Origin of the sequence: Kitasatospora purpeofusca, from assembly GCF_036010405.1 — a bacterium.
Lineage (GTDB): Bacteria > Actinomycetota > Actinomycetes > Streptomycetales > Streptomycetaceae > Kitasatospora > Kitasatospora purpeofusca.
Window position 1 is genome coordinate 1,068,730 of record NZ_CP108561.1, and the last position, 18,715, is coordinate 1,087,444.

The 18,715-nt window shown below is 74.2% G+C and carries 19 protein-coding genes; 10 read left to right on the forward strand and 9 right to left on the reverse strand.

Going from position 1 to position 18,715, the window contains the following annotated elements; genetic code table 11:
• Nucleotides 1-10 precede the first annotated feature (10 nt).
• From OG715_RS04665 to OG715_RS04685, 5 genes are all read left to right on the forward strand, one after another.
• Entirely contained in the window at nt 11-1,606 is a 1,596-nt protein-coding gene (locus OG715_RS04665; protein WP_266277127.1) for an ATP-dependent DNA ligase, read from the forward strand.
• 177 nt (nt 1,607-1,783) lie between these two features.
• Complete coding sequence (locus OG715_RS04670; RefSeq protein WP_266277125.1) at nt 1,784-2,002, forward strand: ferredoxin; 219 nt, start codon at nt 1,784-1,786, stop codon at nt 2,000-2,002.
• A 159-nt stretch (nt 2,003-2,161) separates the two neighbouring features.
• Entirely contained in the window at nt 2,162-3,382 is a 1,221-nt protein-coding gene (locus OG715_RS04675) for a cytochrome P450 (RefSeq protein WP_266277123.1), read from the forward strand.
• A gap of 209 nt (nt 3,383-3,591) precedes the next feature.
• Nucleotides 3,592-3,753, forward strand: coding sequence for a hypothetical protein (locus OG715_RS04680; protein ID WP_266277121.1), 162 nt, complete (start codon nt 3,592-3,594; stop codon nt 3,751-3,753).
• Nucleotides 3,754-3,895: 142 nt separating this feature from the next.
• On the forward strand, nt 3,896-4,252 hold the full coding sequence (locus OG715_RS04685; RefSeq protein ID WP_234370980.1) for a hypothetical protein: 357 nt from the start codon (nt 3,896-3,898) through the stop codon (nt 4,250-4,252).
• A gap of 135 nt (nt 4,253-4,387) precedes the next feature.
• On the opposite strand, the gene OG715_RS04690 is transcribed toward OG715_RS04685, so the two are convergent.
• The 4 genes from OG715_RS04690 to OG715_RS04705 form a co-directional block, all read right to left on the reverse strand.
• Nucleotides 4,388-5,398 carry a hypothetical protein gene (locus OG715_RS04690; RefSeq protein ID WP_266277119.1) on the reverse strand — a complete coding sequence of 337 codons (1,011 nt, stop codon included), beginning with the start codon at nt 5,396-5,398 and terminating at the stop codon, nt 4,388-4,390.
• Between the two features lie 150 nt (nt 5,399-5,548).
• On the reverse strand, nt 5,549-5,833 hold the full coding sequence (locus OG715_RS04695) for a DUF427 domain-containing protein (protein WP_266277117.1): 285 nt from the start codon (nt 5,831-5,833) through the stop codon (nt 5,549-5,551).
• Nucleotides 5,834-5,942: 109 nt separating this feature from the next.
• Nucleotides 5,943-6,179, reverse strand: coding sequence for a DUF6296 family protein (locus tag OG715_RS04700; RefSeq protein WP_266277116.1), 237 nt, complete (start codon nt 6,177-6,179; stop codon nt 5,943-5,945).
• Nucleotides 6,180-6,234: 55 nt separating this feature from the next.
• Nucleotides 6,235-6,471: a DUF2277 domain-containing protein gene (locus OG715_RS04705; RefSeq protein ID WP_266277115.1), complete on the reverse strand. Its 237-nt coding sequence runs from the start codon at nt 6,469-6,471 to the stop codon at nt 6,235-6,237.
• A 219-nt stretch (nt 6,472-6,690) separates the two neighbouring features.
• Between OG715_RS04705 and OG715_RS04710 the strand changes: the two genes are divergently transcribed.
• Nucleotides 6,691-7,935, forward strand: a complete 1,245-nt coding sequence (locus OG715_RS04710; RefSeq protein ID WP_266277114.1) for an MFS transporter — start codon at nt 6,691-6,693, stop codon at nt 7,933-7,935.
• A gap of 39 nt (nt 7,936-7,974) precedes the next feature.
• On the opposite strand, the gene OG715_RS04715 is transcribed toward OG715_RS04710, so the two are convergent.
• The 3 genes from OG715_RS04715 to OG715_RS04725 form a co-directional block, all read right to left on the reverse strand.
• Nucleotides 7,975-8,532, reverse strand: coding sequence for a gamma carbonic anhydrase family protein (locus OG715_RS04715; RefSeq protein ID WP_266277112.1), 558 nt, complete (start codon nt 8,530-8,532; stop codon nt 7,975-7,977).
• Between the two features lie 65 nt (nt 8,533-8,597).
• On the reverse strand, nt 8,598-9,884 hold the full coding sequence (locus tag OG715_RS04720; protein WP_266277110.1) for a serine hydrolase domain-containing protein: 1,287 nt from the start codon (nt 9,882-9,884) through the stop codon (nt 8,598-8,600).
• A 336-nt stretch (nt 9,885-10,220) separates the two neighbouring features.
• Nucleotides 10,221-10,787 carry a DJ-1/PfpI family protein gene (locus OG715_RS04725; RefSeq protein WP_266277109.1) on the reverse strand — a complete coding sequence of 189 codons (567 nt, stop codon included), beginning with the start codon at nt 10,785-10,787 and terminating at the stop codon, nt 10,221-10,223.
• A 295-nt stretch (nt 10,788-11,082) separates the two neighbouring features.
• Here OG715_RS04725 and OG715_RS04730 point away from each other — a divergent pair, with 295 nt between their 5' ends.
• Nucleotides 11,083-11,298 carry a hypothetical protein gene (locus OG715_RS04730; RefSeq protein ID WP_045941873.1) on the forward strand — a complete coding sequence of 72 codons (216 nt, stop codon included), beginning with the start codon at nt 11,083-11,085 and terminating at the stop codon, nt 11,296-11,298.
• A gap of 237 nt (nt 11,299-11,535) precedes the next feature.
• Complete coding sequence (locus OG715_RS04735; protein WP_266277108.1) at nt 11,536-12,837, forward strand: glycerophosphodiester phosphodiesterase; 1,302 nt, start codon at nt 11,536-11,538, stop codon at nt 12,835-12,837.
• 87 nt (nt 12,838-12,924) lie between these two features.
• Here the strand turns inward: OG715_RS04735 and OG715_RS04740 are convergent, their stop codons facing one another.
• A complete protein-coding gene (locus OG715_RS04740) occupies nt 12,925-15,288 on the reverse strand; it encodes a transglycosylase domain-containing protein (protein ID WP_266277107.1) in 2,364 nt (787 codons plus the stop codon).
• Between the two features lie 226 nt (nt 15,289-15,514).
• Nucleotides 15,515-16,597, reverse strand: a complete 1,083-nt coding sequence (locus OG715_RS04745; RefSeq protein ID WP_266277481.1) for a hypothetical protein — start codon at nt 16,595-16,597, stop codon at nt 15,515-15,517.
• Nucleotides 16,598-16,767: 170 nt separating this feature from the next.
• Between OG715_RS04745 and OG715_RS04750 the strand changes: the two genes are divergently transcribed.
• Together OG715_RS04750 and OG715_RS04755 are read left to right on the forward strand one after the other, a co-directional pair.
• The gene (locus OG715_RS04750; RefSeq protein WP_266277105.1) at nt 16,768-17,790 is read left to right on the forward strand and encodes an SPFH domain-containing protein; all 1,023 of its coding nucleotides are present in this window, start codon (nt 16,768-16,770) and stop codon (nt 17,788-17,790) included.
• Nucleotides 17,787-18,701, forward strand: coding sequence for a hypothetical protein (locus tag OG715_RS04755; protein ID WP_266277103.1), 915 nt, complete (start codon nt 17,787-17,789; stop codon nt 18,699-18,701). Before OG715_RS04750 ends, OG715_RS04755 begins: the two co-directional genes overlap by 4 nt.
• The last annotated feature ends 14 nt before the right edge of the window (nt 18,702-18,715 follow it).

Below are 18,715 nucleotides of genomic sequence, written 5' to 3' on the forward strand. Positions count from 1 at the left end.
GAGGCACCCCATGCTGCTGCGCCGTCTGGCCCTCACCTCGCGCGCCGTGGCCGCCGAGCCCGGCCGCCGGGCCAAGACCGAGCTGCTGGCCGACTGCCTGCGCGAGCTGGGCCCCGGCGAGGCGCCCTCGGCCGTCGCCCTGCTCTCCGGCGAGTCGCAGCGGCTGCGCACCGGACTCGGCCCGGCCGCCCTGCGCGAGCTGCCGCCGCCCGCCGCCGACCCGGTCCTGGGGGTGCGCGAGACGGAACAGGTCCTGGAGGCCATCGCGGCCGTGCACGGGACGGGCGCCCGGGCCGAGCGGCACCGGCTGCTGGCCGGACTGTTCGAGCGCGCCACCGAGGCCGAGCAGTCCTTCCTGCGCGCCGTCCTGGTCGGCGACCTCCGCCAGGGGGCGCTGGACGCGGTGGTCGCCGACGCCGTCGCCCGGGCCGCCGGGGTGGCGGCGGCGACGGTGCGGCGGGCGCTGATGTTCCGCGGTTCGGCGCGGGCCGTCGCCGAGGCCGCGCTGACCGGCGGGGAACCCGCGCTGGCCGCCTTCCGGCTGGAGGTGGGCCGCCCGGTGCGGCCGATGCTGGCGGCTTCGGCGCCGGACGTCGGCGCGGCGCTGGAGCACCTCACCGGGCCGGCAGCGCTGGAGTGGAAGCTGGACGGGATCCGGGTCCAGGTGCACCGGGACGGCGGGGACGTCGGGGTCTTCACCCGGTCGCTGGACGACATCACCGCCCGGGTGCCCGAGGTGGTGGAGGCCGCGCTGGCGCTCCCGCTGCGGTCGGCGGTCCTGGACGGCGAGGCGATCGCCCTCGGCCCGGACGGCCGCCCGCGCCCCTTCCAGGAGACCGCCGCCCGCACCGCGGCCCGCCGGGACCCGGAGCGGCTGCGTGCCGAGGTCCCGCTCAGCCCGCACTTCTTCGACCTGCTGCACCGGGACGGCGAGGACCTGGTGGACCGGCCGGGCCAGGAGCGCTGGGCGGCGCTGGCCGGGGCCGTCCCGGCCGGACTGCTGGTGGCCCGCACCGAGACCGAGGACCGGGAGGAGGCCCTCGCGTTCTTCCGCGCCACCCTGGCCCGGGGCCACGAAGGGGTCCTGGTGAAGGACCCGGCGGCCGGCTACCGGGCCGGCCGGCGCGGCGCGGGCTGGATCAAGGTGAAGCCCCGGCACACCCTGGACCTGGTGGTCCTGGCCGCCGAGTGGGGCAGCGGCCGGCGGCAGGGCTTCCTCAGCAATCTGCACCTGGGGGCCCGGGCCGGCGACGAGCCGGGCCTCGGCCCGTGGGTGATGCTCGGCAAGACCTTCAAGGGCCTGACCGACGAGACCCTGGCCCGGCAGACCGGGGCCCTGCTGGCCCGCGAGGTCGAGCGGGACGCCCGCACGGTGCGGGTGCGGCCGGAGCTGGTCGTGGAGATCGCCTTCGACGGGGTCCAGCGCAGCCCCCGCTATCCGGCCGGGCTGGCCCTGCGGTTCGCCCGGGTGGTGCGCTACCGGCCCGACAAGGACGCGGCCGAGGCCGACACCGTCGCGACCGTCCGGGAGATCGCGGCGGCGGAGGGCGTCGCGGCCGCCGACGAGGCCGCCCAGGGGGATGCCGGACCGGGACAACCCGGCTGACGGCTCATCAAACTTCTTCTTCCTCACACTCGTTCACGAGCGGAGGCAAATCGGCCATTCTGCGCGAGACGGCCACGCTCTCTTCGTGTGCGACGGGAGCCGGGGTTAGTTTGACGACGACAGCGGGAGCGGCACGGCCCGGAGGATCCGGTGCCACACCAGGAAGGGATGTCCGTCATGCACGTGAACGTCGAACGGGACCGCTGCTGCAGCTCCGGCCAGTGCGTCATGACCGTGCCGGAGATCTTCGAACAGGACGACCAGGACGGCCTGGTGAGAGTCCTCCTGACCGCCGTACCCGCACCGCGGTTCGCCGATGTGCGCCTCGCCGCCGAGCTGTGCCCCGGCGGCGCGATCACCGTCACCGAGGACGACGGGGCCGGCACCGCCGCCTAGCGACCGCCCGACCATCGCTCGACGGCTGTCCGACGACTGTCCGACGACCGCTCGGCGAGCGCCCGACGACGACGCCCCCACGGCCACCGTCGGGCCGGCGGCCCGCCCGCCGTCTCCCACCGCCTGCCACGGACCCACCTGTCACGCGAGGAGACCACCTTGAGCACACCCACCGCCCCCGTCACCCTGATCCCGGCCCGGCACGACACGGCCTGCCCGTTCGCGCCGCCGCCCGCCTACACCGAGGCCGCGAGCACCGGCCCGGTCAGCCGCGCCGAACTCCCGGACGGCTCCCCCTGCTGGCTGGTCACCGGCTACCAGGAGGTCCGTACGGTGCTCTCGGACCGCCGGTTCAGCGCCGACGCCCGCCGGCCCGCGTTCCCCTTCCTCACCGAGGGGCGGCGCGAACTCGTCGCCGCCAACCCCTCCTTCCTCCGCCTCGACGACCCCGAGCACGCCCGGCTGCGCCGGATGGTCACCGGTGACTTCCTGGTCAAGCGGGTGGAGGAGATGCGCCCCGGCATCCAGCAGATCGTGGACGAGGCGCTGGACCGGATGATCGCCCGGGGCGGCCCGGCCGGCCCCGCCGACCTGGTCGCCGACTTCGCCCTGCCGGTGCCCTCCCTCGTCATCTGCCTGCTGCTGGGCGTCCCGTACGAGGACCGCGAGGAGTTCCAGGCGAACAGCCGGCTGCTGCTCACCACCGCGGCCGACGACCGGGACGTGGCCCGGGCCCAGGAGGAGCTGCTGGACTACCTGGGCCGACTCGCCGAACGCAAGCGGGCCGAGCCCGGGGACGACATCCTGAGCCGGCTGGCGACCCGCGAGGACCTCACCCTGCGCGAGATCGCCTCGACCGGGGTGCTGCTGCTGGTCGCCGGGCACGAGACCACTGCCAACATGATCGGGCTCTCCACCGCGCTGCTGCTGCGCCACCCGGAGCAGGTGGCCCGGCTGGCCGATCCGGCGGCGGTGCCCGGTGCGGTGGAGGAGCTGCTGCGGCTGCTCACCATCGTCCACACCGGCGTCCCCCGGATGGCAGTGGAGGACGTCGAGCTCGGCGGCACGCTGATCCGCGCGGGGGACGGCGTGATGGCGATGCTGTCGACGGCCAACCGGGACGACGGGCTCTTCGGCGCCGAGGGCCACCTCGGCGTCGACGAGGTCGACCTCGACCGGGAGGCCCGCCGGCACGTCGCCTTCGGCTTCGGGGTGCACCAGTGCCTGGGCCAGCCGCTGGCCCGGGCGGAACTGCAGATCGCGCTGGCCACGCTGTTCCGGCGGTTGCCGGGGCTGCGGCTCGCGGTGCCGGAGGAGGAGCTGGACTTCCGCACCGAGGCGCTGATCTACGGGCTGGGCTCGCTGCCGGTCGGCTGGTGACCGACGGCGGGTGACCAACGGCCGGTGACCTGCAGCGGGCGGCGGCGAGCGGCCGACGGCGGGTGGCCCACCGGGTCCGGTTGGCCCTCGCCGGGGCGCGGAGGCAGGCTTGAGGTGCGAAACAGAGCACCGGCCCGGCGGCCGCCCGCCACCACGGCGTAGCGCGGCGGGCCCGGACGCCCCGGCCGGCCGAGGAGACGGAGCCCGCGATGACCGACATGAGCGCACGCTCCGAGGTGAGCGTCGACCGGGACGAGGACGTCCGCGCGGCCGACCCCGAGGAGGGCATCACCTCGATGCAGAACCTGCACGCGCAGGACACCTCCCAGGCGGAGGGTGAGTCGGAGGATGAACGGGGGGCGATCGGCTGATCCGGCCGGACCGACAGGTTTGCGAAGAGCCGCCGACGAGCAACCGAGACGTTGCCACGAGGCCGCCCGATCTGCGGGCGGCCTCCGCGACCGCCGGTTCCGCCGCCCGTACGGCGGCGGACCGGCCGGAGAGGATGGGCGCATGACCGAACAGCAGCAGGACACGGCGGCCGGGCGGTCGGCGGGGCCGGTGGAGCCGCCGGTCGATCCCCGGGCCTCCTGGGCCACCTGGACCACCCAGTCGATCATCAGCGGACCGGGCGGGGTGACCACGGTCGAGGTCGGCCCGATCTCGGGCGACCTCACCGTGCACACCACCTGGGTCGACGGCGAGGCGCGGCTCACCGTCCAGTACACCGGCGCGCTGGACTGGTACTCGGTGGCCGGCAGCCCGGTTCCGGCGGCCGACGAGACCACCGCGCGGGCCGTCCACCAGGCGATGGTGAACGCCGTCAAGACCGGGAAGGGCTCCCGCGCCCCGGCGGCCCCGACCGGCTGACCCGGCACCGACTGTCGGCGGCGAGCGTCGGCGGCGGGCGTGACACGGAGCGGCCGACCCCGGGAGGGGCCGGCCGCTCCGTGTCACGCCCGCCCGTTCCGTTTCACGGACGGGCGGCGTCAGGGGCTCGCGGCGTCACGGCCGCTCGTCCGGCACCGCCCCGGCGCCCTTCCCGAGTCCTCGGCCCGGCCCCTTCCCCAGCCCCAGCCCCAGCCCCAGCCCCAGCCCCTTGCCGAGGCCCTTACCGAGCCCCTTGCCCGCTTCCTTCTCCGGACGCGGGGCCGGGGCGGCGGCCATCCAGTACCCGGGATCGACCGGGCGGCGTCCGCGCAGGTCCGCACGGACCTCGCGCGCGACCTTGCGGGTGTCCCGCAGATTGACCGTGGCCCCGATGCCCGCGCCGACCAGCAGCGGGGTCAAGGAGGGCAGACGGCGCAGCGTACTGCGGGTGAGCCGGCGGCGGACCTGCTGGCGGACCTCGCTGCCGAGCGCCATCGCCGCCAGACCGGCCGGTTTGACGAGCAGCGAGCCGTCGATACCGCGCCGGTTGGCCCAGGCCGTGACGTAGGCGGTGGCCTTCTCGGTGGCCGTCCCCTGGGCGGGGAGGCCGTAGACCTGGTGCAGTTCGGCGATCAGTTTGACCTCGACGGCCGCCACGGCGAGCGTCTCGGCGGCGATCTCCACCGCCATCGCGGGCGGTACCGGGAGCATCGCGGCGGCGCCCACACCGGCACCGAGAGCGCTGGAGGCCCGGCCGGCGCCGGTGACCAGCAGGTCGGCGAGCTGCTCCGGGTCGGTGGCGCCGGGGTGCTGGGCCCGCAGGGTGGCGAGGTCGCGGACGGGGATGCGCGGGGCGGCCTGGAGCAGCTGGTCGGCCAGCGCGCGGCCGCCGAACGCGGCGCCCTTGGCCGCCGTCCGGCTGCCGCTGCCGAGTCGGCGGGAGATGTCGGTGACCAGTTGGGCGCCGCGCCGACGACCGCGCTCGACGCCCGCCCGGTACTCGGCGAGTTCCCCGGCCCCGCCCTCGGCTGGCGCCCCGGGAGCTCCCGGTTCGAGTTCCTCGACCAGGCCGGCCAGCTCGTCGGCGACTTGGTCCGGCGTGGGCTCGGGCTGCCCGGAGCGTCCCGGTTTCCTGAAGATTGCCATGCTGTGGCCGTACCCGGCGCGGCGCGGCGGTACGCGCCGGGCGTGTCCCGGTCCTGCGACGGGACGGCCACGGCGTCGTCCCTACGGCGTAGCGGCGGTGCCCCGGCCGTGCGCACCGGCCGTCCCGGCACCGGGCCGACCGCAGGCCCGTCAGTCGGTGATCTCGACCCCACGCCAGAACGCCACCCGGCCGCGGATGTGCTCCGCCTCGGGCTCGGGGGCGGCGTAGAACCAGGCCGCGTCCGGGTTGGTGCGGCCGTCGACATCGAGCGAGTAGTACTCGGCGGTGCCCTTCCAGCCGCAGACGGTGGTGGTGTCGGACGGGCGCAGGTACTCCGGGCGGACGGAGTCGGCCGGAAAGTAGTGGTTCCCCTCGACGACGACGGTGTCCTCGCTCTCGGCGACGACCGTGCCCTGCCAGCGTGCTGTGGTCATGGCGGGAGTCTGCCCGACGCGGCACGGCCGCGGCAGGGGTCGCGGCGCGATCCGGCCACCCGGTGCGACAGGCCGAGCGTGGGACGCCGGGAGCGAGGGGCCGCGCCGGTCAGGGCAGCGGCTGGGCGTGCACGGGGACGTGCGGGTTCTGGTGGCCGCCGGTGGCGAGCATCCGGACCTCCCCCGCGTCGCTGATCTCGGCCCGGACGATTCCGCTGGCGTCCTCGTACACCGGGTGGCCGCCGGGCCCGGCGGCGCTGGTGCGCTCGACCACGACCACGTCCTGCGGGGCCTGGGTGCCGGGGGTGCCCGGGAAGGTGAGTGCATAGCGGGTGACGGGGCTCATCACCGACCTCCTGATCCCTGGTTCGACGTGCCCGGCCTTTTCGACGTGCCCGACCTCAGGCGGTGGCCCGGGCCGGACGGGCGGGCGCACCGCGTACCTCCAGCTCGCCGAGCAGGTGCGCGGTGGCCTCGGCCACCGCGTCCACGGCCCGGTCGAACGCCTCGCGGTTGTGCGCGGCCGGGGCCCGGAACCCGGACACCTTCCGTACGTACTGGAGCGCGGCCGCGCGGTAGTCCTCCTCGGTGGCGTCGGGCGTCACGGGTGGTCTCAGCGTCTTGATACTGCGGCACATGCCACCAGTCTTGCGCGCGAACGCCCGGCAGGCGACTCCCGTCCGTCACGGGACCGCCTTGTGCACCACACAGCGCTGTCATCCGATCGGATTAGGATTTGGCCCGAACAATCCCGACCTCGCTCGGTCCGTTCCTCGCTGTCCGTTCCCCGCCGCCTGTTCCCCGCCGTCCGTTCCCCGCCGTCCCTTGCTCGCCGCCCGTTCTCCCGGAGCACCCCCTTGCCTCTCGCGCTGGTCGCCCTGGCCGTCACCGCCTTCGCCATCGGAACCACCGAGTTCGCCGCCATGGGGCTGCTGCCCCAGGTCGCGAACGATCTGGACGTCTCGATCCCGCAGGCCGGCTGGCTGATCTCCGCCTACGCACTGGGTGTGGTGATCGGGGCACCGCTGCTCACCGCGCTCGCGGCCGGGCGGCCCCGGAAGGCGGTGCTGGTCGCCCTGGCCGGGTTCTTCGCCGCCGGGAACCTGCTCTGCGCGCTCGCCCCGGACTTCTGGACGCTGGCCGCCGCCCGGCTGGTCACCGGACTGCCGCACGGGGCGTTCTTCGGCGCCGGGGCGGTCGCGGCGGCCGAACTCGTCGCCCCGGACCGGCGCGCCAGGGCGGTCGCGGTGATGTTCTCCGGGCTGACCCTCGCCAATGTCGTCGGTGTGCCCGCCGCGACCCTGCTCGGCCAGCACCTGGGGTGGCGGGCGACCATGCTGGTGGTGGTCGTGATCGGCGCGGCCGGGGCGCTGGCGATCGCCCGGCTGGTCCCGGTACTGCCGTCGCCCGCGCAGTCGGGCCTGCGGCACGAGCTGGGCGCGTTCCGGAGCGGACAGCTGTGGCTCGCGCTGGCCACGGTGGTCTTCGGCTGCGGCGGTTTCTTCGCCTGCTACTCCTACATCACCCCGCTGCTCACCGAGGTGTCCGGCTTCGCGACCGGGTCGGTGACCCTGGTGCTGGCGCTGTTCGGGGTCGGGATGACGATCGGCAACCTGCTCGGCGGCTACGTGGCCGACCGCGCGCTGCGGCCGACGGTGTGCGTCGCGTTCCTGCTGCTCGCCGCCGTGCTGGCGCTGTTCGCCGTGACCGCCCGGGCCCAGTGGTCGGCAGCGGCGACGGTGGTGCTGGTGGGGCTGTTCGGGTTCGCGATCGTCCCGGCGGTGCAGACGCTGGTGATGCGCGAGGCCCGGGGCGCGCCGACGCTGGCCTCGGCGACCGTCCAGGGTGCGTTCAACCTGGCCAACGCCCAGGGCGCCTACTTCGGCGGGCTCGCGCTGGACGCCGGGCTGGGCTGGACCTCGCCGCCGCTGGTCGGCTCGGGCCTGGCGGCCTCCGGCGCGGTGATCGCGGTCGCGGCCTGGGCCGCCGCCCGGCGGGGCACCCGGGCCGCGGGGGTCGCGAGCGCGGGCCCGGCCCCGGTACCGGTCCCCGCGCCGGCTCCGGACGACCGGATCGGCGCGGGGACCGCGACACCTCGCTGAGACTCCGCCGAGCCCCCGTCGGGCCTGCGGGCGGACCCGTCAGGCCTCCTCGGCGGCCGACCCCGGACCCGCGACCGGGCGAAGGTCACGGTGACCGTCGGCCAGCAGCGCGTAGCCCTCCGCGTTGAACTTGATGCCGGTCCGCTCCTCCTCGGTCAGCTCGCGGCGCACCTTGGCCGGCACCCCCGCGACCAGCGAACCGGGCGGGACCACCATGCCCTGCGGCACCACGGCGCCGGCCGCGACCAGCGAGCCGGCCCCGATCCAGGCGCCGTTCAGCACCGTGGCGTTCATCCCGACCAGGACGTCGTCCTCGATCACACAGCCGTGCAGCACGGCGTTGTGGCCGACCGAGATCCGCTCCCCCATCACCAGCGGGAAGCCGAGGTCGGCGTGCAGGGTGCAGTTGTCCTGGACGTTGCTGCCCGGGCCGACGGTGATCGCCTCGGCGTCACCGCGCAGCACCGCGCCGTACCAGACGCTCGCCCCGGCGCCGACGGTCACGCTGCCGACGACGACCGCGTTGGGCGCCACGAAGGCGGTCGGGTCGACCGCCGGGACCCGGCCCCCGACCTCGGCGATCAGTGGCTCTGCCATCTCTCGTCCTCCTTGTGACGACTGCCCATCAGGTGCGGGCCATGATCGCATCCGCCCCGGTGCCGTCAGCCGGCCGGGGCGGGCGCGGTGGTCGGAGCGTCGGCGGTGGGCGGAGCGTCGGCCGTGGCCGGAACGGGGGTGGTGGGCGGCGGTCCGCCGCAGGCGCCGGTGTCGAGCAGCTTCTGGAAGGCCGCGTTGGTGGCCGGCAGGTCCGACACGTCGAAGGCGTTCACGGAGGCGGCGAACTGCCGACGGGTGTCGCTGTCGGTGTAGACGAAGGTGTTGTAGCCGGGGATGCCGCCCGCGTGCCCCCAGACCGGTCCGCAGGGCGTCGACACCCGCTGGAGGCCCAGACCGTACGCGTCCTGGCCGCTCTGCGGGGTGACGGCCATCATCTCGGCGAGCTGCGGCCGGGGCAGCAGCCGCCCGCCGATCAGGGCGGTGACGAAGGTGGTGAGGTCGGCGGTGGTCGAGATCCCGGCGCCGGCCGCCCCCGCCATGCTCGGGTCCACCTCGGTGACGTCCGCGGGCCCGGCCGGCAGGTTGTAGTAGCCGTGCGCGTGCGGGCCGGGGATCGTCGTCGAGTGGTCCGGCATGAAGGTGCGGGTCAGGCCCAGCCGGCGGACGATCCGCCGGTCCACCTCCTGCTGCCAGCTGTGCCCGGTGACCCGCTCGACGATCTGCCCGACCACGAGGTAGTTGGTGTTGGAGTAGTGCGCGCCCTGGCCCGGCTCGAAGTACGGCGGGTGGGCGTTGGCGACGGCGATCAGCTGCTGCGGGGTGTACCGGGTGAAACGGCCGGTCTCCAGCCACTGCTGGAGCCTGACGGGGTCCTTCTCGAAGTCGAAGAGGTCGTCCTCGGTGTAGTTGAACAGACCGCTGGTGTGGTTGAGCAGCTGGCGCAGGGTGATGTTCCGGCCGTTCGGCACCGCGCCCGGCAGCAGCTTCTCCACCGGGTCGTCCAGCCGCAGCCGCCCCTCGGCGACGAGTTGGAGGACGACGGTGGAGACGAAGGTCTTGGTCACGCTGCCGATCCGGAACAGTCCGTCGGGGTCCACCGGGGCCCCGGTGGCGAGGTCGGCGGTGCCGGCGGCGCCCTTCCACACGGTGCGGCCGCGCTCGCTCACCCGGGCGAGCGTCGCCGAGGCCCCGCCGGGGTCGACCATGCCGCGCACGGCGGCGTCCAGTGCCCGCGCGTCGACCCTCCGGCGCGCGTCCCGGCCGGCGTCCGCGCCGTCCTGCGTTCCCGTCACCGTCACCGTCGCCACCCCGCTCGGCCCGGTCGCGCCCAGTGCTCCGGCCGTCGGGGCGGTCACGCCCACCAGGCCCGCGCCGGCCAGCGCGAGTGCCACGACGCGCACGGCCGTGCCGCGTCGTCGGTGCCCTGTCCTGCCCGGACCTCCCGCGTTCCCCGGACCGCCCGTACCGCCGGTGCCGCTCCGTGCCGTCCCGTCCATGCGTCCTCCCACGTCAGTGCCTTCGGGCTCCCACAACACCCGTGCCGACTTCGGCAATTGACACTCTGACAGGAGCACCGGCGGATCTCCTCCGCCTACGGACCGACACCACCCCGACTCAGGACCGAGATTCGGGCGCCCGCCGCGGCCGTTTCCAGTACGGGCCACCCCTGACGCCCCTCAGGGGAGGTGCCTCCGACCCGGGCCGGAGGCACCTCTCCGAGTACGGCGTCAGGCCACCGGGGCCTTCACCCGCAGGACCTCGACGAACGCCCGCAGCCACGCCGGGTGGTCGGGCCAGGCACGGGCCGAGACCAGCACGCCGTCGACCACCGCCTCGCCGTCCACGTACGTCGCGCCGGCCGCCGTCACGTCCGGCGCCAGGGCCGGGTAGGCGGCGCTGGTCCGCCCGCCGAGCACCCCGGCGGCGGCCGACACCAGCGGGCCGTGGCAGATCTGCGCGACCGGCTTCTCGCTCTCGAAGAAGTGCCGGACGATCCGCCGCACCTCCGGATCGTTGCGCAGGTACTCGGGCGCGCGGCCGCCCGGGATCACCAGCGCGACGTAGTCCGCCGGGTCCACCTCGGCGAAGGCCAGGTCGGCGGGCCAGGTGTAGCCCGGCTTCTCGGTGTAGGTGTCGAACCCCTCGACGAAGTCGTGCACCACGAACTGCAGCCGCTTGCGGGACGGTGCCGCGATGTCGACCTGGTAGCCCTCCTCGCGCAGCCGCTGGTACGGGTAGAACACCTCCAGCGACTCTGCGGCGTCCCCCGTGACGAGCAGGATCTTCGATGCCATCGCCGACATCCCTCCGAATCGATCGATCGTCGGACATGCTGTCGGCCCGGGCCGGTGCACCCGGCCCGGGCCGGGACCAACCTTCCGTACCCACCGCACCCGCGCAACGGGGCGCACCGGGCATCCACGCCGTCGAATGCGCCCCCGCGCGCCGCCCGGCGACGGCCCGCGCCCCTGCGGACCCTTCGGTTCCGGCCCGTCCCGTCCCAGAATCCGGGGATGGGACGGCACCCGCCCCCCGGGTCAGAATCGGCGCAGCCCGGTCACCCCGGGGACCACCTCGAAGGGATCGCCGATGACCCGTTTCTCCCGTTCGCTCGCCGTGCTCGCGGTCACCGCGACCGCCGTGATCGGCGGCATCTCCGTCGCGCCCGGCGCCTCGGCCGCCGGCAAGCGCTGCGATGTCGAGTACACCGTGGCCTACTACACCTACAAGCAGCTCGGCTACGGGGACATGGACTCGCTGCTGCACGCCGAGAAGTCCTACGCCCTCTGCCAGGTCCACGGCTGAGCCGTAACGCCTGACGCAGGAACGGTGGCCTCACCGTCCTTGCCGCACCTACCGTCCTTGCCGGGCCCGGCAAGGACGGTAGGTGCCGGAACTTCTCCCGCAGTTCGCCCGAAGGCCACTCGGCGGGGCGGGTCTGCTCCTAGTCTGCGGGCGGCAGCCACACCGCGACGCCGACGGCGCGGCACCGACACCGCCGCGCCAACACCGCGACGCCATCCGCGCGAGCTAGGAGCTTCCATGACGTACCGTCCGACCGACGGCGGCACCCCGGCGGAGTCCGCCGAGGGCACCTCCTCCTCCCGCCGCACCTTCCTGCGGGCCACCGGCGCCGCCGGGCTCGGCGCGGCGGCCCTCGCCGCCGGGGCCGGGGAGGCCTTCGCCGCCCCCGGTGGGGACCAGCCCGGCGCGGACCAGCCCGGCGCGGACCGGTCCGGCGCCGACGACGAGCGCGGCGTCGCCTCCGACCGCCCGGCCGGCACCCGCCCGCCGGTCCGCACCGGCACCGGCCTGGACCGCCTGCCGCACCCGCTGATCGTCGGTCACCGCGGCGCCCCCGGCTACCGCCCGGAGCACACCCTGGGCTCCTACGACCTGGCGCTGCGGCTGGGCGCGGACGTCATCGAGCCGGACCTCGTCCCCACCAAGGACGGCCAGCTGGTGGTCCGGCACGAGAACAACATCGCGGAGACCACCGACGTCGCCGACCGCACCGAGTTCGCGAACCGGCGGGCCACCAGGACCATCGACGGTGTCACCCAGACCGGCTGGTTCACCGAGGACTTCACCCTCGCCGAGCTGCGCACCCTGCGCGCCAAGGAGCGGCTGCCGCAGCAGCGCCAGCGCAACACCCTCTACGACGGCCGCTGGGCGATCCCGACCTTCCGCGAGGTGGCCGACTTCGCCCGCAAGCGCGGCCGCGAGCTCGGCCGGGACGTCTGGGTGTACCCGGAGACCAAGCACCCCAGCTACTTCCGTTCGATCGGCCTGCCGCTGGAGGAGCGCCTCGCCGACGAGCTGCGCCGCACCGGGCTTGCCGGGCGCAACGGCCGAGCGATCCTGCAGTCCTTCGAGCCGAGCAGCCTGCAGCGGCTCGCCAAGCTGGTCGACAACCCGAAGATCTTCCTGCTCAGCGGCCCGACCAGCCAGCCGTACGACTTCGTGCTGTCCGGCGACAAGCGCACCGTGGCCGACCTCGTGAAGCCCGAGAACCTGCGCTGGATCGCCACCTTCGCGCACGGCATCGGCCCGACCACCACCCTGATCGCCCCGGTCGACGCGACCGGCAAGCTGCTGCCGCCGACCACCCTGGTCCGGGACGCGCACGCGGCAAACCTGCTGCTGCACCCGTACACGGTGCGCAACGAGAACGCCTTCCTGCCGCTGGACTACCGCCGGGGCACCGACCCCAACGCGTACGGCGACGCGATCGGCTGGGCGAAGTACCTGTACGAGCTCGGGGTGGACGGCTTCTTCACCGACCAGACCGACACCAGCGTGCTGGCCCGCCAGGACTTCTGGGACGCCAAGGGCGCGCACTGACGCACGCCGAGGGTCCTGAACCGCCGCGCCCCGGAACGTCCGTCGACGTTCCGGGGCGCGGTCCCGTCCGGGCGCAGTGGCTCGGCGTCAGCCGTCGCCGTGCTGCTCCTCGGGCTGCCCCTGCTGGCCCTGCTGGCCCTGCTGCGGCGCCTGGTCCTGCTGGGTCTGCTGTTCCTGCTGGGTCGGCTGGGCGGGCTTGCGGGTGGGCTGGCGGAAGGGGGTCTGGGTGCGTCCGCCGGGCCAGTTCGGGGCGACGTCGGTCGGCTGGCCACCGGGCCAGGTCGTCCACGGCGAGCCGCTGCCCGAGCCCGGGCTCGCCGAAGGGTCGCGCTTCGGCGGCGGGTTGGGGATGTAGACGGTCTCGAACTCCTGCTCCGGCATGCCCCGGACGGCGTCGTTCATGGCCAGCTGCCAGATCGGCCCCGGGCCGGTGGCGCCGAAGACCTCGTCGAAGCGCTTGCCCCCGATCGAGATGTTCTTCATCGGCACGCCGCCGGCAGGGCCGCCCAGCCAGACCGAGGCGGCCAGGTTGCCGGTGTAGCCGCTGAACCAGGCCGACTTCTTCTCGTCGGAGGTACCGGTCTTGCCGGCGATCTGCCGGTCGTCCTTCAGACCGAGGTCACGGGCGGTGCCGCCCTTCTCGGTGACCCCGAGCAGCACGGTGTTGATGACGTCGGCGGTGCTCTCGGACATCACCCGGTCGCACTTGGCCGGACTGACCGGCACGTCCTTGCCGTCCATGGTGGTGACGCTGCTGATCGCGACCGGCGTGCAGTAGGTGCCGCGGTTGGCGAAGGTCGCGTAGACGTTGGCCATCACCAGCGGGCTCACCTCCTGGGTGCCCAGGCCGAGCGCCGGCAGCTCCTCCAGCGGCTTGCCGCTGGCCTTGGTCGCGACGCCGAGCTTGTTGGCCATCTGCTTGACCGCGCAGAGGCCGATCTCCTGCTCCATCTGCACGAAGTAGGTGTTGACCGAGAGCGCCATCGCCTCCTTGAGCTCGTACGGGCCGACCTCGCCCGAGGACTCGTTGGGGATGCTGCCGCCCTTCTTGCCCTTCTCCAGGTTCTTCCAGGTGCCTTCGCAGGTGGTCATCGTCGGCCAGTCCATCTTGTTCGGCGCGGGGTAGGACTGGGTGGACGTCAGCCCGGCCTCCAGCCCGGCGGCGGCCACGATCGGCTTGAAGTTGGAGCCCGGCTGGAAGCCGTTGCCGCCGCCCATCCCCGCGTCGACGTTGTAGTTGACGACGGTCTGGTTCTTGGCCGGGTCGATCCCGTACGGCCGGGTCTGGGTCATCGCCAGGATCTTCCCGCTGCCCGGCTCGACCATGGTCATCGCCGCCGACACCTGGTCGGTGACCTTCACCTTGGTGGTCACGGCCTTGAGCGCGGCCGCCTGCTTCACCGGGTCGAGGGTGGTGTGGATGAACAGGCCGCCCTGGTCCCAGAGTTTCTTGCGCTCGGCGGCGGTCTTGCCGAAGACCGGGTCCTGCTTGATCACGTGGCGGACGTAGTCGCAGAAGAAGCCCATGCCCGCGTCGGCGGTGATGCAGCCGTTCTGCGGCGCCTGGTAGTGCAGGGCGACCGGCCCGGACTTGGCCTCCTTGGCCTGCTCCGGGGTGAGGTGCTTGTTCTCGACCATCTTGTCGATGACGACGTCGCGGCGCTTGCGCGAGGCCTCGGGGTGGGCCTTGGGGTCGAACTGGGAGGGGTTCTGCACCAGTCCGGCCAGGGTGGCGGCCTCGGCTACGGTGAGGTCCTTGCTGTTCTTGCTGAAGTAGCGCTGGGCCGCCGCCTGGATCCCGTACGCCTGCTGGCCGTAGTACGTGATGTTCAGGTAGTTGGTGAGGATCTGGTCCTTGGTCAGCTCCTCCTCCAGCTTGATGGAGTACTTGAGCTCCTGGACCTTGCGGCCGAGGGTCTTGCGCTGGGCCTCCAGCACCGCCACCGGGTCGTCGCCGGCCTTCTCGACGTTCACGTTCTTCACGTACTGCTGGGTGAGCGTGGACGCGCCCTGGACGGCGGTGCCGCTCTCCGCGTTCTTGGTGATGGCCCGCAGGACGCCCTTGAGGTCGACCGCTCCGTGTTCGTAGAAGCGCGCGTCCTCGATGTCCACCTGGGCCTGGCGTATCAGCGTGCCCATCTCCTCGCCGGTGATCACCCGGCGGTCGCGCTCGTACACCTTGGCTATCTGCTGGCCCTTGGCGTCGTAGATCCAACTGGCCTGGGTCAGCGCCGGGGTCTTCAGGTCGGCGGGGATGCTGTCGAACTCCTCGACGCCGCTCTTCATGCCGAGCCCCAGCGCTCCGGCGGCCGGGAGGGCGATGCCCGCGAGCAGGACGCCCGCGAGGGTGCTGTAACCGAGGAACTTCACGCCGTGGCCGAGCAGGCCGAGCGGGGTCTCGCGGCGCCGGGGGCGCGGGACCCAGGTGTCGTGGGGCTCCGAGGAGGGCATGCGGCGGCTTCTCCGTGACATAGTCGGAACACTACGTCCACGAAAACCGCCCGTGGGGCCGGTGTTGGCCAAGCTTTGTCACAAATCGGCGACAGATCACCGGCGTTGGGCGTGGCGCCGGGGACGGCCGACGGTCCCGCCCGCCCCGGGAGCCGGTCGTTCGCCCACGCTCGACAGGACTCGATCAAGAACGGTCGGGCCCGCGCACCCTGCCCGCCCCCGGTCCTCAGCCCTCGCGCTTCTTGCGCCGCAGCCCGAACACCGCGACCGCGATCGCGGCCAGGAACGCCACCCCGAGCACCTTGTCCCCGGTGCTCGCCGGCGTGTCCTTCCCCTCGGCGCGCGACGGCGGGGCGGCCGCGCCGGACGTCGGCGACGCCGGGCCCGAGGAGTCCGACGGGGCGGACGGGGCCGGGGTGGCGCTCCGCAGGGGTTCGACGGTGTCCGGAAGCTGCGCGTCGTCGAGCGGCGCGCGCCAGACCGGACTGTCCTTGCCCTCGGTGCCGTAGAGCAGCGCCCGGCCGTCGGAGGTGAAGGTGACCGACTCCCCCTGCCGCTGGAACGGCGTGGACAGCGGTTCGGCGTCGCTCGGCGCGCCGTCCTTCCAGCGGTAGAGGGTGGCCGAGAAGTAGTCGCGCAGCACCAGCCGGGTGCCGTCCGGCGAGAAGGCGCCGTCGGTCGTCCACGGCGCGTCGGCGATCCTCCGGAAGGTGTTCACGCCCGTCGGGGAGAGCTTCTCCGGGCCCTGGTAGAGCGCGCCGCCGCCCTGCTTCTTGCTGGCGATGTAGGCGCGGCCGGTCACCGGGTGGACCATCAGCGCCTCCGCGTCGCGCGGGCCGTCCTCGTAGCGGACCTTGTAGCGGGTCACGTCGACAACCTGGTCGTGCAGCTCGGCGGGTTCGGCGAAGGCGTAGATCCAGACCTCGGGCCACTTGCCGCCGAGGTTGTCGCCGAGGTCGCCGACGTAGAGCCGGCCGTCCGGACCGAGCGAGATCGCCTCGACGTCGCGGGGTTCGACGCCCCGCAGGGTGACGGTGGCGACCGTGCGGCCCCGGGAGTCGATCGCGTAGACGTACGGGCCGTCGTCGCTGTCGTTGTGGGTCCAGTAGACGCCGGGGTGCTGCCGGCTCGCGGCGAGGCCGCTGGACTCGGTGATCCTCGGGTCAGCGATGGCGAAGGCCTGGCCGCCCGGGTCGGCCGCGTGCGCGGACGGGGCGCCGAAGGCGGCACCGGCGCCGACGGCGACCGCGGTGGTGGCGGTGGCGCAGGCCGCGGCGAGCAGCACTGCGGGGAGCCTGGTCGTTCGCATCCTCAGCACCGGTCGATCCTCCCACGGCCGCCCTCCCTGCCCGTTTTCCGTCGGGTTCCCGTCGGGCTTCCGTCGGACTTCCGTCGGGCTTCCGCCGGGGGATCATTTTTCGTCACCTTGACGAGATCCCTTCGCCTTCAATATCGTCAGTGCGACGAAAAGGAGTCGCCATGGCCGACATCACCAAGCGCTTCGGACTGCGCCACCTGCGCGCCCGACCGACCGCCCACATCCGGCACGTCCGCCGCGGCAAGCTCGCCCACGACGGCACCGGGCTCGCCTTCTGGTTCCGCCCGCTCACCGCCGCCCTCTCCGAGGTGCCGGTCGACGACCGCGAACTCGCGATGCTCTTCCACGCCCGCACCGCCGACTTCCAGGACGTCACCGTCCAGGGCACCCTGACCTACCGGATCACGGACCCGGCCACCGCCGCCGCCCGCGTCGACTTCGGCATCGACCCCGACACCGGCGCCTGGCGCTCCGCCCCGCTCGACCAGCTCGCCACCCTGCTCACCGAGACCGCCCAGCAGCACGCGCTCGGCCTGCTCGCCCGCACCCCGCTCGCCACCGCCCTGGCCGACGGCATCGCCGGCGTCCGCGAGCGGATGACCGCCGGCCTCGCCGCCGAACCCCGGCTCGCCGAGACCGGACTCGCCGTCATCTCCGTCCGCGTGGTCGCCCTGCGCCCCGAACCCGAGGTGGAACGCGCCCTGCGCACCCCCGCCCGGGAACTCGTCCAGCAGGAGGCCGACCGGGCCACCTTCGAACGGCGCGCCGTCGCCGTCGAGCACGAGCGCGGCATCGCCGAGAACGAGCTCGCCAATCAGATCGAGCTCGCCCGGCGGCAGGAGCAGCTGATCACCCAGGAGGGCACCAACGCCCAGCGCCAGGCCGAGGACGAGGCCGTCGCCGACCGGATCCGCACCGACGCCGAGGCCCAGCGCCGCACCCGCCTCGCCGCCGCCGAGGCCGCGGCCGCCCGCGACCTGGGCGAGGCCAGGGCCGCCGCGGAGGCCGCCTGGCTCACCGCCCACCAGCAGGCCGACCCGGCGGTGCTGCGGGCGCTCGCGCTGATGCGGCTGGCCGAGCACCTGCCGCGGATCGACAGCCTCACCCTCACCCCGGACGTGCTGACCGGGCTGCTCGCCAAGCTCGGCGCGACGGGGCCGCTCACCGGCGGAGGCGAACGGTGACGCTGGCTCCCCGGGCCGTCCTGGTCCACCGCCGCAGCGAGTACCAGGAGCTGGTCGCCCACCACGGCACGCCCGGCCAGGCCGCCTACTTCCTGCGCAGCCGGGGCCGGTCCGTCGAGGAGATCGAGCGGCGCCACGCCCGGCAGGAGGAGGCGCTCGCCCGGGCGGCCGGCGCCGTGCCGCTCGACTGGCGCCGCACCCGGGTCGAACGCGCCGACCTGCCCCGGTTCCTCTTCGAACCGGAGGACGTCGTCGTCGTGGTCGGCCAGGACGGCCTGGTCGCCAATGTCGCCAAGTACCTCGGCGGCCAGCCCGTCATCGGCGTGGACACCGAGCCCGGCCGCAACCCCGGAGTACTGGTCCGCCACCGCGCCGACGACCTGCCCCGCCTCCTCCCGGCCGCCGTCGGCCCCGGCACCGACCGGCGGACCGAGGAGCGGACCATGGTCGAGGCCGTCGCCGACGACACCCAGCGGCTGCTGGCGCTCAACGAGGTCTACGTCGGCCAGCCCGGCCACCAGACCGCGCGCTACCGGCTGGCCGTCGAGCAGCACCCCGGCGCACCGGACGGCGAGGAGGCGCAGGCCTCGTCCGGAGTGCTGGTCGGCACCGGCACCGGCGGCACCGGCTGGTGCCGCTCCGTCTGGCAGGACCGGGGCGGCCCGCTCGCCCTGCCCGCACCCGCCGCCCCGTCGCTCGCCTGGTTCGTCCGCGAGGCCTGGCCCTCCCCCGCCACCGGCACCACCCGGGTGCACGGCCTGCTCGACGGGGAGCAGCGGCTCGTCCTGACCGTCGAGTCGGACCGGCTGGTGGCGTTCGGGGACGGCGTCGAGAGCGACGCGCTGGACCTCGTCCGCGGCCAGACGGTCCGGGTGGGCGTCGCCGCGACCCGGCTGCGGCTGCTCGGCTGAGCCTCCGCCTCCGC